The sequence below is a fragment of the Methylicorpusculum sp. genome (assembly GCF_030651835.1).
Classification (GTDB): Bacteria; Pseudomonadota; Gammaproteobacteria; order Methylococcales; family Methylomonadaceae; genus Methylicorpusculum.
Genome location: NZ_JAUSBX010000004.1, coordinates 41397 through 55178, shown reverse-complemented (window position 1 = coordinate 55178; position 13782 = coordinate 41397). Strand labels below are relative to the sequence as shown.

Here is a 13782-nt window from a genome sequence, read left to right as displayed (position 1 = left end):
CGGCTGAATGAGGGATTCGTTCTACCTGGAATAAGGCAGCCAAATATTGCAAAATGATTCGCCGCTTGCAATCGTTTTTTAATCCAAACTCACTCAAAGCAGCGCTGAATCAGCAGCGGAATAACGTCTCAAAGCTTCTAAAATTGAGTCCGAAGACACATCATTTTCGGTATTGACGCGCAACGTATGCGCCAGCTCTTCTTGAGTCAAAGGCTCAAATGAATGCATCTGCAGACGCATCACTTCAGCGGTCGCCTCGGAAGGATCACTATGCTGACGGCTGCGATGATCAATTCTTTGACTCATCACAGACTCTGAAGCCTCGCACTGTAAAATCAGAAAGTCCGCATCCATAGCGTGGGCTAATTGATAAAAAAGCATGCGTTGTCGGCGTTTAAGAAAGGTGGCATCAACCATTAACGAAAAGCCTTCGGCAAGCACGGTTTCGCCAATCTGGAGAAGATGCTGATAAACCTGATCTCTGGACTGGTCGGAATAAAGTCCCTTACCGGGTTGGTACTGAAGGGTTGGATCAGAAAATGCTTGCATTCGTTTTCGCTCACTATCGGATCTCACCCACAGTGAACCCAGTTGCTCAGCCAAGGCTTTGCAGAGTGTTGACTTTCCGCTTCCTGAAAAACCGCAGGTAATTATTAATACGGGGCGCTTTTTATGACTGAACTGTCCGGCCAGCTTAAAATAACTATGAAACGCAGCCAATGCCTTCTCTTTTTCCAGCGCTGACTGAGCTTGTTGCCGTTTGAACAAGGCCACCTTGGCCAGGACCATGGCCCGGTAGACCAGATAATAACGGAAGAGCCTGATGCCTTGATAATCACCGGTCAGCTGTAAATAATGATTTACCAGCCTGATACCCTGTCTCATCAATCCTGAATGAGCGAGGTCCATGACGACGAAAGCCAGCTCGCTGATTACGTCGATCCACCGCAATAAGGGGTTAAATTCAAGGCAATCAAACACAATCAGCTGTCCTTTATGCAGGGTCATATTGCCCAAATGCCAATCGCCGTGACATTCGCGAACAAACCCTTGAGTTTTGCGAGCTTCGAACCAACTGCGTTTAATGGCTAATTCATTATCAGACCAGGAAGACAGCTCGGCCAGATCAGTCAAATCATGACCGGAACCGAGCAATAAGCGGACTTGCTGAAAATTCTCATCGCTGCGAAAAGCTATCTCCTCAATTTCGCCGTAAGGAGAGGCATTGTCTGCAACCGCAGCGGCAAGATGAAAACGCCCCATTTGTGCGGCCATGTCATCGACTTCCTCATGGCTTAAACACCCTTTTTCAACCCGTTGAGTCAGCACATCACCGCCGTTAAACTGAAGCATCTTAACGGCATATTCAATAGGTTCTCCGGTACCCTCCATTTCAGGCTTTTCAAAAGATCCGGTAATGGCAACTACGCCAAGATACACTTGCGGTGACAGGCGCTGATTGAGACGGAGCTCTTCCTTGCAATAAAAAGCCCGTTTTTCAAGGCTTGAAAAATCCAGGAATCCGAAATTGACCGGTTTTTTGATTTTGTAAGCAAAAGTACCGGTCAGAAAAACCCACGAAATATGGGTTTCTATCCGTTTTACCGATTCGACTTTATGCCGATAAGCGTGCGCTTGGGTCAAGCCATCGATCATCTGCATCAAGGACGTATCAAATTCGGGCAAAGTCATAACCGCTTCATTCAACTGATCCGCTTTTATTATTACGTTTCACGCTGGATCAGTAAAACACTCTGAACGAGCGTTGAATCTGCTCAAACTCATACAGGTAAGGCTGGGCTACGTCACGGTTATTGGCAATGACCAGTAAATCATGCGAAAACACCGACGTGTTATACCAATTGAAACTGCCTTCCAGCACGATGGAATCGTCAATAATGCAGTATTTGGAATGAATCGGCGAGTACGGGACGGCCAGATCATCCTGCCCATAAACCAGACCGACAGCAATTCCGACCGACTTTAGCCGCTGCACGGCAGGCAATAAAGGACGGTTCAACTCATCAGCCATTGACCTTTCGACACCCACTCGCCCCTGTCTCGCCAAGTGACCGTTAAACAAAACATGCACATAAACACCACGGTCATAAGCATGAATCAGCGCATCAACCACACTGTCGCCATGATCCCCCAACAGATCACCCATCAAAAACAGGCTGAGCTTAATGGAGTGTCTGGCGCGATGTATCTCGGCCAGAATAGCATGATGCGGCCGGTAATTTTTTCCGTTCAACATCGTGTGCCTGCCGAATGTATACAGCAAATTGAAATGGCTCAACGGATCAATCCCGTACCGCTGTATCACGCCGCCACGCTGGCTTTGGAAAATATTATCCAGCAAGCGGCAGACGCCCCTGGAATGGAACGTCATGCCCGATTCCCAGTTAGCCCACCAGCGATCAAAGGTAATATTGAACGAACCCAGTATTGCGTCTTCGTCATTAAAAATAACGAATTTGGTGTGCATATCCGGTTCTACTTCTATCAAGTGGTGCTTAGGCGTACAGAAAACGCCGACCAGCTCGATGCGCGAGCGCTTTAATCGCGCATAATTATCGCTGTGGGTTAAGGTCATTTTTCGCCAGTCAACGATGACCTGCACCCATACCCCTTGCTCGCGGGCATGAATCAGATGATTGATAAAGTCATAATCATCAATACAGTCAACGCTCACCTTGATCGTGCAAAACCGATCCGGTTGATGGCGCTTGGCCTGGATGACTTTATCGATATGATCGTGAATAAAGCGCTTGGGATGATAAGGGTGGTAAAGCTGTCCTTTCGTAAATTTAGGCGTGATATTGAGGGCTTCGAAATGGTGGTTGTACCAATCGACATCCGCTTGTAACTCGCCGGCATTCAGTTCGTAGGTACGAAAATGATTCGGGGTCGCCCATTCGTCCGATAGCGCACGGTATTGAGGCTGATCATTTCGTAACTGTTGCCAGTCCATGAAAATATATTCATTTTGCGACGCAATGGAACGCTCATCGATATGCACGACAAACGAGAATTTGACGCAGCTGATATAGCCGAAATGAGAGGAAAACGGCAGAACAACAAAATCCCGGGTCGCACGTCGATGGAAATTCCATTGAATATCATAAGGGTCCGTATCGACAATATAGGTCTCGCAAACATTGTCGCGCTCACGGTAGACTTTGATGATGACTTTAATATTGGCTTGAACACCGTGATACACATCAAAATCAATTTTCCCCCATCGAACGAAAAACTCGTCTTTAAAGTCATTGACGCGTGAGAAATACCCACCCAAATTGCCGTGAACAGGAATGGCGAAATGTTCGGCCAATTGCATATTTACCTCTTGAAATAACTGATCGATGGTTAATCGAAATCGGGTTATAGACCCTTGAAATAAAAAAATAGTCTTGCTTAAACTTTTACTTGGGTTCAAACGTCATGTAATAACCGCAATGATCCGAGACAAAGCCATAATCCTTATCGGTAAATACGGTCCGTCCCGAGGTCACTTTAAGTTCACTGACTTTGTTCATAAAGATATAGTCTATACGGTAATCATCGGCCATGTAATCATGCCAATAGGGATCATTGACCCTGAATACTTTCTCGAACACGCCGTGAGCCGTGGCTTCCAGATATTGATCTTCATACGCATTTGAGTTTACGACAAGATCGTAACCGCTGGATCCGGCCACAATATTAAAATCCCCGCATAACAAAGTCGCCTTGATACGGGCATTATGATTGTGCTGAGCCCAGTCGTTCAAACGATTAAACTGAGCTTCAAATCCATCCTCCAGCCAGCTCAAATGAGCAGAATAGACATTCACCAAGCCGATCAAGGGCACATTGAACTGGCCCATGACCACTTTTCTTGAATGGATGCTGTATGCATCATGACTGTCCGAAACATAACGGGCATCCTGCTTGATAAACGGATATCGGCTTAAAATTGCAACCCCTTCACGGTATTTATCAAAGCCCAAATGCGACCAGTCCGTATAAATATGAAAAGGTTCGGGAAGCCGTTCATTAATAATTTTTGCCGAGTTATTCTCCCAGTCGCCCATGCCGTCATTCCAGGGTTCGGCCACTTCCTGAAGGCAGACAATATCGGCTTTCATATCGTCAATTGCCTTGGCGATTTGTGATAACTTGTAATCCTGATTATCTTCCTGATAGCAATGCAAATTCAAAATCAGTATTTTTAACGGGTCATGGCTGAGAACATAATTGCGTCCGTGATTGTTATCCCAAATAATCTGGTGATCGGTTTCGAAGCTAACCGCATATTCAAGCCGGAAACACTGCCCCGCCCTGATCCAGCCTTTCCAGATCGCAATGCCGTATTGATTTGGATTTCTGGCATTACTTTGCGTCGTTTTATCCCAAAACATCGATTTAAAATGACAGGCGGTTTTTTGCGAATGTTTCCATCGGTCGGTAGACCAGTGAATATAAACTTGACCCTGACCCAATGACTGCCTGACTGCTACCGTGACCGGAATAAATTTCTGCCCGTCCTGAAATCCGCCGGGAAACTCAATATTTAAAACCGACGCATCGGTCAGCAATTGAACACCGGAATCGGCCTGACTCGAATAATTCAAGCCATGATTATTGTCCCAAAATTCCTGGCCTGCAACGCGATAGCGCACTGCAAATTCAATATTTCCGGGCAAAGGCCGCTTGAGTGTTCTTTTGAAATGAGTCTGAACATACCAAAACTCTTGATTTTCACCCGCTGCGCTATGAAACAAAACGGGCAATGTCTGCCACACACCGTCTTCACCGGCCCAAATGACTTCTACGGCTTTATCGTAACCGGCATTTTCAATGGTGATAAAAAACGACAGCGTTTGCTGTACCGTTTTTTTGCTTCGGCCGAAAACATTACTTACATAAATCAGCTTGATTTTGTCCATTGACTTGTCACTCGTTTTTTAAATGCTTAGCTTAAAGAAGCGCTGAAGCCATGATACAACAACACAGTAAGAGAAAAACTAAAAAAATGAGCTTAAATAATCAATGCTAAATTTCTATTAGGACCAACAAACGCTAAACTAACAGGCAACCAAGACCCGCTGGTTTATTTATTTATTCCTTACAACAAATCACTGAAAGCTATCGTGACAACCTTATTCCCACTGCCTCAAAATCATCCGCAACGCTTTGTACTGCATAACGAAGTACATGCCCGCGCCTCTCTGACCCTGGAATTACCGATCAGAGCCAGCCATCTCGCCTTGTTATTGACGAGTGAGGAAAAACAGCGTGAACGCGAACATTTGAGCAAACTGTGCCAGCGCTACGGCAAACCAAGCCCGGAAAAAGACGCCGATCACCTCAGTGCAACCTTCGATAATTTTCAAATCCGCTGGGAACAACACGGTGAATTCAGCACCTATACTTTTTATGTACAAAACATCCCCAGCGATCCGTTTTCAGAACCCGCACTTAAACAGGTCCCATTGGATTGGTTGTCCGGATTACCCGGTCAGCTAATGGTCGCCGCTCATGCGGCGATTAAATCGGCACCGGCTCCCGATAAGCATGAGGAAACTGATTTATCCCCGATTGCCGCGCATTTTTCCAATAACCCGGTCGTAGGATCCAAAGTGACTGGTGGAGCGGCACAGGTCTTCACTGACTTTAAAATTCATGTAGACGGATTCAGCCGCTTTCTGATTATCAACCATAGCCTCAGAACCGAACAGGCGGGACGCTTATTACACCGTTTGTTTGAGATTGAAGTTTACCGGGTCATGGCCTTACTGGCTTTCCCGATTGCCAGAAAACTGGCCCCGGATTTAAAACAAGCGGACCACAAACTCTACACTATCACCAATGCGATGGCGCAATCGGGCAACAGCAACGATGCCCAACTCTTGGATGAACTTACGGCATTGGCTGCAGAAATTGAAAATCATATTTCCAGCAATCATTTTCGCTTTGCCGCCGCCGGCGCTTATTATCAATTGGTCGGGCAGCGTCTTGAAGATTTGCGGGAAGTCAGGATACAAGGCATCCAAACCTTGGGTGAATTTATCAAACGGCGGATGGAACCGGCGATCAATACGTGTCAGTCGACCTCCAAACGGTTCAAATCGCTTTCGGAAAGAGTCGGCAATACCAGCCAACTGCTACGGACCCGCGTTGATATTGTCATCGAACGACAAAATCAAGGCCTGCTGACTTCCATGGCGTTACGGGCAAAAATGCAATTTCGAATGCAACAAACTGTTGAAGGAATTTCCATCGTCGCCATTACTTATTACGCCGCCGGCCTGATCGGTTCAATCGCCAAAGCCGTGCACGCGGCAGGCTGGCACGTCAGACCGGAAATAGCGGTGGGGGTCTCGATACCGGTTATCATGATAGCCGTTGCTCTGGGTCTTAAACGCATTCATAAAATTATTGAGAACACGACGGAGGAGTAAAATCCCTTCCTGCTTTTAAATCTTCAATCGCGCAGATCAAAGTATGAACGACTCGCCGAACAACTCACCGTTAAGCTATTTGATTCCCGTTACTTTATTGACTGGGCTTTTAATGCTCGCTTATTGGGTATTAAGCGAATTTTTCCAGACATTGACGTGGTCGTTTATTTTGGCCTACTCGACGTGGCCTATTTATCGCAGATTGCGGAAGCTGCTTAAAAATAATGCAACGGTGAGCGCACTACTGATGACCAGCGTCACCGCCGCCTTAATCTTTGTTGTTGTGTTCTGGATGGCTGCAGTGCTGCAGGACGAACTCAAAATAGCGTATCAGGCGATAGTGGTTGATTTATTGCAAGGTCCTTACGAATTGCCGGCATTCATCCGACATATCCCCTGGGTGGGTGATTATCTGCAGGAATGGCTGGACCTTGTGGTGAGCGACCGAGCGGGCGTCAAGGCCCAACTGTCGGAATGGGCCAAGCAATGGCTGGGTTATCTGGGTAAGATTTTAGGGGGTATCGGTCATTACATTATGAAGCTGGCGGTTGTGACCGTTACCGTCTTTTTCTGTTTTCGCGATGGCGAAAAAGTGGTTGAACAACTTCGCAAAGGCCTGGTCCGTTTTCTGGGCAAACATCAAAATATTTATCTGTCGGCTATTGCCAATACAACCAGCGCAGTGGTTTACGGACTGGTTCTTACCGCTCTAAGCCAGGGTGTTTTGGCTGGACTGGGTTTTTATTTCGCCGATGTTAACGCCCCTGTACTGTTCGCGGCAATTACCGCCCTGCTCGCTATGGTACCTATGATCGGCGCAGCCTTGATCTGGTTACCTATCGGCATCGCACTTATCATGATGGATCGGTTTACGGATGGCCTAGGCGTGCTTCTTTGGGGTGGATTGGTCGTCAGTACCGTCGACAATGTCATCAGGCCGCTCATCATCAGCGGTGCGGGAAAGGTGCCTTTTTTAGTTGTCTTCTTCGGCGTGTTGGGCGGCTTATCAGCATTCGGAGCCCTTGGTCTTTTCCTCGGGCCAATCATACTGGCGGTTTTGCTGGCGGTATGGCGAGCATGGCTGGAGCAACAAAACGAAGAACAATCGGGATAAGAACCCATCAAAAAAGCACCTCAAAATCAAAGCAGGCGGATCTTATCAAATCCTTGCCACTTGCGAACGTGAACCTCATCTCCCTAAAACAAGGCAGGGATGATAAAGGCTAGCTGACCTCATTTAACTATTACCGCTTTATCATCAGTCTAACAGCAAGGCCTCAATGCTTTGACACTCGTTGCTTGTCAGTTCAAAGTCGAAAATCTGTAAATCCTCTGACATATGTTCAACCGATGTGGTGCCGGTTAATGGAATGATGTCAATTTGGCTTAAATAGCGGAAAAAGATTTGCGCTTCCGTGCGACCGTGTTTTGCTGCCAGGTTTTTTAGAACCTCATGGGCCAGAACATGAGGGTTTGCCGTCAGTGTCCAAAAGCTTTGATAGATGATGTGCTGTTGCTTGCAATAGTCACGGATACAGCGGTCATAGTGTTTATCGGCATAAAACCGGTTTTGCAACACGGCCGGCTTGATCGCTGCCTGCCGATATAAATACTCAAGCTGTTTAAGATCATAGCAATTGCTGATGCCCAGTTGTTTAGCGCTGCCTTCTGTGAAAATCCGCTCCATTGCCTGCCAGACCTCCTGCAGTTGCTCAGTATCAGCCAAAGGCGAATGCAGCACCAGACAATCCAGATATTCGGTTTTGAGGTTAGTCAGCGACGTTTCAAACGATTGGGCCACCTGCTCACTGAGACTGGCTTTGACATCGTAAGGCACCCGCAAAGGATCTTGTCCGTCTAACGGCGTAAACTTGGTTTGCAAGTACAAATTGCTGCGTTCCAAACCCTTGTTGAGGGTCGCCGCCAAGCCTTCACCTACCCCGGCTTCGTTATAATGTTTGGGCTGGCAAGCCGTGTCGATGCCTCTGAATCCTTGTTGGATGGCTTGCTGCACCAAAGCTGCAGTGCGCTCTTTCTTCCAGGCCGTGCCGTAAATAATACGAGGCATTTTTACGTTATAGGCGGAAGTCAAATAGAGGTTTTGGTTCATGAGCAGCAATTCCCAGTTTGATGATAATAAAAGGTAGACGTAAGCTTTGCGGGGATGTCGGCAGCAGGGATGCTGTTGTCAAGCTCCCATGGATGGGTCGGCGGCGTTCCTCGCAAGGTTTACGCCTACCCTCGAAGCCACATTAAAAATTTCGAACTGGGAAGTGCTGGTTCATGAGAAGACAACCTGAAAAATGTCGTGTAAAAAGATAAACCCCAAAATGGTCCTTTGAAACAGGTTAAATGCCTTAGCCTGAGTTCAGGGTGAGCGGTAAGTCCAGCAGATCGTCGCGCCGGTTTATGACTATGGCTTAACCCTTATTACGGCTTGCCTTTTTAGCCTTAACTGTATTGAATATTTTGTAGCAGAGAATGGAACCGGACAGAACGAAAGTGATTAAGTTAGCCATGATAATGGCGTAGTCTTGTTTTAAAAGACCATAGACTAACCATAACAGAACACCCAGCGTAAACGCGCTGTACATCCCCAATGAAAGAGATTCGGTATTGCGGGTTTTGATCGTCAGTATAGCTTGGGGCAGAAATGAAGCAGTCGTCAAAGCAGCCGCTATATAGCCCACTAAATCAGGCATTAATGTCGTCATCATTTAATTCATTATTTTATAAGCGACGGCACCAATCACCACGATGGCAACCAAAGCCCAGCCTATGAGGTCCATGTATTTGCGTAAATTCGACTCCAGCTTTTTTCCACCAACCACTATAAGTAACGAAACCAGAAAAAACCGACCGCCACGGCCAATCAAAGAAGCCAGCACAAACGGAATAAACACCATATTCAACGCGCCGGCTGCAATGGTAAAGACTTTGTAAGGTATCGGCGAAAAACCGGCAACAAAAACAGCCCAAAAACCCCACTCGCCAAACCAGTCAATGGCTTTTGTATAACTTTCCCAATAATGCGTGGTTTTGAGCCACGGCTCGATATTATCAAACAGAAAATAACCTATTTCATAACCCAAAACACCACCCAACACCGACGCAATCGTAGTCCAAAGTGCGAACCGGAAAGCTTTGGAAGGCTGAGCCAAGGCCATGGGCGCCAGCATGACATCCGGTGGTATTGGAAAAAAAGAGGACTCGGCAAAACTTAAGATACACAGATAGGTTAATGCATTGCGGTGCCTTGACCAAAGCAAAACGCGGTCATAAAGTTTTTTAAACATTCGGTTTATTGCCTTCCTGGGAGTAAAGGGACAAAGCTGACAGGTTCCACCGCTTCAACTTTAAAATCATTTTCAGTGCGGGTGACGCGTTGCAAAACCTGCCCACCAGCCTTACCTATAGGTATCAGCATTGTCCCGCCAACCGCCATTTGCATTAATAAATTTTCAGGGATTTCCGGCGGCGCAGCTGTCACTATGATGCCGTCATAAGGCGCATGATCTTCCCAGCCCCAACCTCCGTCACTGTGCAAATAACTGACATTCTTTATTTTTATCGACCACAGCAGGTTCTTCGCCTTTTTTTGCAAAGGCTGGATCCGTTCCACGGTATAAACATGGTCAATCAATTGCGCCAGAATAGCTGTTTGGTAACCGCATCCGGTGCCGATTTCCAGCACCTTGGTCAACGGGCCGGGAGCCAGCAACAATTCGGTCATTTTTGCGACGATATAAGGCTGCGAAATCGTCTGGTTATAGCCTATCGGCAATGCTGTATCTTCATAAGCCCGGCTGGCCAATGCTTCATCCACAAACAAATGTCTGGGGGTATTGCGCATCGCATCCAAAATTTTACGATCAGTGATGCCCTGCTCTTCCAACCTGCTTATCATGCGCTCCCGGGTCCGCATGGAAGTCATGCCTATGCCGTTGACATTTTGTTTCATAACCAGGCTCCCTCCTGGGGTAACCAGTTTTTCAATCCGTCGATGCGTCCATGCCAGGTCAAATCCAATTGCAGCGGGGTTACGGAGACATAACCGGCTTTAATGGCATAAAAATCAGTGCCGGGGCCCGCATCCTGTTCAGGACCGGGAGGCCCCACCCAGTAAATAAGTCGGCCCCTGGGATCATGACTGCTGATCATGGCTTCAGCTTTATGCCGCTGACCCAGGCGGGTCGCCTGAAAGCCTTTTAATTCGTGCAAAGGCAGATCGGGAACATTAACATTCAGCAAAGTATCCTGAGGTAAAGGGGAAGCAATCAGCCGCTTCAGGATTGTCACAGCAACATGCGCCGCCGTATCAAAATGCACAGGATCACAGGACGCCAAAGAAATGGCAACGGCGGGCAAGCCCAAAAAACGCCCTTCTGTCGCAGCGGCTACCGTGCCCGAATATAAAACATCATCACCCAGATTAGCGCCGTGATTGATGCCTGCAAAAACCATATCCGGTTCCTTGTCCAGTAATCCGGTGATTGCCAAATGAACACAATCAGTTGGCGTACCGTCGACTTTGACAAAACCGTTCTCTCCGATTTGAGCACGCAACGGCATTTCAAGGGTCAGCGAGTTGCTCGCTGCGCTTCGATTTTTATCGGGGGCTACAACCGATATTTCTGCGTATTTGTTTAGTGCATTGGCTAATGCAGCTAAACCCGGCGCCAGATAACCGTCATCATTACTCAACAGAATGTGCATTTCAGTTCGCCCTGAACAACAATAAGCTATAAAATCAGCAATATTAGCAACTTATCAAAGCAAAATCAGCTCACGTGAGAAAAAAAAACATAACACCTGAAGACAGGGAGTTATTTAGACAATCGGTAGGCACCGTAAAATCGATTAAAAGCGACCGGATCACTGTGGATAACGGCAAAAAGCCCAAGCCCATACCGAGAACCCAAACAGCTGAAGTTGAAAACGTGTTGAACCATGAAGTGGGGGTAACAGAAATGTTGAGCCTGGAAGATACGCTCAGCTTCATCAGCCCCGGCCTGCAAAAAAATGTGTTGAAAAAATTGCGGCACGGCAATTACGGACTGGATGCTGAAATTGATCTGCATGGCTTAACCAGTCAAGAAGCTAAACGGCAATTGCTGGATTTTTTGCATCGCGCCGTCCAGGAAGGTTGCCGTTGTGTGTGTATCGTCCACGGCAAAGGCTACCGGTCGCCTGACAACCACCCGATCTTGAAAAACAATCTTAATCTCTGGCTAAGGCAGCATAAGGAGGTTCAGGCGTTTTGTTCTGCACCGCCCAGGCAAGGCGGCACAGGCGCCGTTTTTGTATTACTGCAACTGGCGGAAAAATTTAACCGCCAGGAAGAAACGAATGACCGTTAGTTAAGCGAGCAATCGAACCCGACTTCACGACATTAATATAGAGCAGTTATCAGTAACTCAACCTCATCAGTCGACTGTCCATTCAACTAAACCACTGTAAGCCGTGCCTATGACTAACAGGCCGAAGACAATGCGGTACCAGGCGAAAACGGTAAAATCGTGGTGACTGATGTAGCGAAGCAAGCCTCTTACTGCCAGTAAGGCACTGAAAAAAGCTGCAAGAAGACCGATACCGAAGATGGGTAAATCGCTACTGTTTAAGAGTTCATGGTGTTTGTATAAATCGTAGAGACTGGCAATGATCAGCGTGGGTATCGCCAAAAAGAATGAAAACTCAGTTGCCGCTTTGCGTGATAAACCAAAAAACAAGCCCCCGATAATCGTAGCACCCGATCGGGAGGTTCCCGGAATGAGCGCTAGCGCTTGAGCAAAGCCCAGTTTTAAAGCATCCGTCCAGCTCAAATCTTCAACCTCGTTAATGCGGACGGTATGCTCTCTTTTTTCAGCCCAGAAAATAACGAAAGCGCCAACAATAAAAGCGGTTGCAACCGGTATCGGTTTAAACAAATAGGCTTTGATCAAACTGCCGAATGATAAGCCGAGAATGGCAAGAGGCATGAACGCAATCGCCAGATTCAACGTAAATTTAAGCGCAGCCGCTTCCCATTTAAACAGGCCCCGGATCACCGAACCGATTTTAACCCGGTATTCCCAGCAAATAGCGAAAATGGCGCCCGTTTGAATGACTATCGAAAAAACCTTACTGGTTTCGCCGGTATAGTTGAGCAAATCACCGGCCAAGATAAGATGACCGGTACTGGAAATGGGCAAAAACTCGGTCAAGCCTTCGACAATACCCAATATGATCGCTTTTACCGCTAAAATTAAATCCATTCTTTCCTCGTTTTAATGCTTGATAATTTCTCGTAATACCGCCGTGGCATAACTTCCCGCCGGTAAAGTAAAACTCAGTTCCAACTCATTTTCAGTTAAATACTGCCAACTCAAAGATTCAATATTGATGCGAAGCGGCCGGATATCGGGTTCAAGACCGGCATCGCTCAAGCCCTGAGCTAATTCAGCCAAACAGGAAGGTAAGGTTGAATCCAGGTAATCATCCAACTTCATACCTTTGCCCCACAAAAAAAATGCAGGATGAATCTGTTTTGCCGATATGCGCTGCATGATCGATTCATCCGGCTGCTCCATTGTAAAAAAACTGTGTGACAAATCGAATACATACGTATCTCCTGGTAGCGGCTGATTCCAGGTATTTTGTTCCACACGCCGGGCCAGCAAGCAATTGAACAAATAGGATCTTGCTGCCGACAAGTAAATACTGCGCTGTTCGCGCTTGCATTTCATGCCTTTGAACATCGCCAAGGCTTTAGTCACATTTTGCCCACCATGCCCAAAACGCTGTTCGCCAAAGTAATTGGCAATGCCTTCCTTTTGCAGGGTTTCCAGTTGGCTTTGCGTCAAGGCTTTATCGCCTTGCCACTGACGAATAATAATTTTAAAACGATTGCCTGAGAGTACGCCGCGTTTTAATTTTCGGGCATGACGCACTTCCTGAAGCACTCGCATCGTATCGGTTTCTATTAATGACCAATCCGGAGCCTGTTTACCGGGCAACCAGACACTGAACCATTGCGTGGTTACGGCATGCCGGTCTTTTAATCCGGCATAGCTCACATCCTGTTGCCTGACGCCTGCGAAACGGGCGAGACAGCGGGCCACATATTCGGTATTTTCGCCTCTTTTTTCGATCTGCAAAAAGACGTGCTCACCGTCACCGGAGGGTAAAAAAGACAGATTTTCATACACGGAAAAATCTTCAGGCACACTCCGAATAGCACCCTGCGCAGCAGGACCGCCAAATACATAGGGCCAATCAGGCAATTCAATTGGAGTTAGAGCTTTATTGTTTGAGTCTTGGGTCAAGGCGAAACCATTAAGGTTTGAAATGTTCAAAG

Annotated in this window: 13 protein-coding genes; 3 read left to right on the top strand and 10 right to left on the bottom strand. The window is 47.0% G+C overall.

The features are described 5' to 3' along the window. Positions 1-93: 93 nt before the first annotated feature. From Q7V32_RS00455 to Q7V32_RS00445, 3 genes are all read right to left on the bottom strand, one after another. The gene (locus Q7V32_RS00455; RefSeq protein WP_304895025.1) at positions 94-1692 is read right to left on the bottom strand and encodes a bifunctional aminoglycoside phosphotransferase/ATP-binding protein; all 1599 of its coding nucleotides are present in this window, start codon (positions 1690-1692) and stop codon (positions 94-96) included. 49 nt (positions 1693-1741) lie between these two features. Next, on the bottom strand, positions 1742-3340 hold the full coding sequence (locus tag Q7V32_RS00450) for a phosphatidylserine/phosphatidylglycerophosphate/cardiolipin synthase family protein (protein WP_304895024.1): 1599 nt from the start codon (positions 3338-3340) through the stop codon (positions 1742-1744). Positions 3341-3425: 85 nt separating this feature from the next. Beyond that, positions 3426-4931, bottom strand: a complete 1506-nt coding sequence (locus Q7V32_RS00445) for an endonuclease/exonuclease/phosphatase family protein (RefSeq protein WP_304895023.1) — start codon at positions 4929-4931, stop codon at positions 3426-3428. 204 nt (positions 4932-5135) lie between these two features. Here Q7V32_RS00445 and Q7V32_RS00440 point away from each other — a divergent pair, with 204 nt between their 5' ends. Together Q7V32_RS00440 and Q7V32_RS00435 are read left to right on the top strand one after the other, a co-directional pair. Beyond that, entirely contained in the window at positions 5136-6446 is a 1311-nt protein-coding gene (locus Q7V32_RS00440) for a DUF3422 family protein (RefSeq protein WP_304895022.1), read from the top strand. Positions 6447-6489: 43 nt separating this feature from the next. Continuing rightward, positions 6490-7560 (top strand): AI-2E family transporter, encoded by a 1071-nt coding sequence (locus Q7V32_RS00435; RefSeq protein ID WP_304895021.1) that lies wholly within the window; start codon positions 6490-6492, stop codon positions 7558-7560. A gap of 144 nt (positions 7561-7704) precedes the next feature. On the opposite strand, the gene Q7V32_RS00430 is transcribed toward Q7V32_RS00435, so the two are convergent. The 5 genes from Q7V32_RS00430 to surE all read right to left on the bottom strand — a co-directional run bounded on the left by Q7V32_RS00430 (position 7705) and on the right by surE (position 11162). Next, positions 7705-8556: an aldo/keto reductase gene (locus Q7V32_RS00430; protein ID WP_304895020.1), complete on the bottom strand. Its 852-nt coding sequence runs from the start codon at positions 8554-8556 to the stop codon at positions 7705-7707. Positions 8557-8866: 310 nt separating this feature from the next. Beyond that, a complete protein-coding gene (locus tag Q7V32_RS00425) occupies positions 8867-9163 on the bottom strand; it encodes a SemiSWEET transporter (protein WP_304895019.1) in 297 nt (98 codons plus the stop codon). Continuing rightward, a complete protein-coding gene (locus tag Q7V32_RS00420; protein WP_304895018.1) occupies positions 9164-9742 on the bottom strand; it encodes a YqaA family protein in 579 nt (192 codons plus the stop codon). Positions 9743-9747: 5 nt separating this feature from the next. Beyond that, positions 9748-10407, bottom strand: a complete 660-nt coding sequence (locus tag Q7V32_RS00415; RefSeq protein WP_304895017.1) for a protein-L-isoaspartate(D-aspartate) O-methyltransferase — start codon at positions 10405-10407, stop codon at positions 9748-9750. Then, positions 10404-11162: a 5'/3'-nucleotidase SurE gene (gene surE, locus Q7V32_RS00410; protein WP_304895016.1), complete on the bottom strand. Its 759-nt coding sequence runs from the start codon at positions 11160-11162 to the stop codon at positions 10404-10406. The genes Q7V32_RS00415 and surE overlap by 4 nt, the downstream gene beginning before the upstream one ends. A gap of 74 nt (positions 11163-11236) precedes the next feature. Here surE and Q7V32_RS00405 point away from each other — a divergent pair, with 74 nt between their 5' ends. Further along, positions 11237-11806 (top strand): Smr/MutS family protein, encoded by a 570-nt coding sequence (locus tag Q7V32_RS00405; protein WP_304895015.1) that lies wholly within the window; start codon positions 11237-11239, stop codon positions 11804-11806. 66 nt (positions 11807-11872) lie between these two features. Here the strand turns inward: Q7V32_RS00405 and Q7V32_RS00400 are convergent, their stop codons facing one another. After that, complete coding sequence (locus Q7V32_RS00400; RefSeq protein ID WP_304895014.1) at positions 11873-12700, bottom strand: undecaprenyl-diphosphate phosphatase; 828 nt, start codon at positions 12698-12700, stop codon at positions 11873-11875. A 12-nt stretch (positions 12701-12712) separates the two neighbouring features. After that, positions 12713-13750 carry a tRNA pseudouridine(13) synthase TruD gene (gene truD, locus Q7V32_RS00395; RefSeq protein ID WP_304895013.1) on the bottom strand — a complete coding sequence of 346 codons (1038 nt, stop codon included), beginning with the start codon at positions 13748-13750 and terminating at the stop codon, positions 12713-12715. Positions 13751-13782 lie beyond the last annotated feature (32 nt).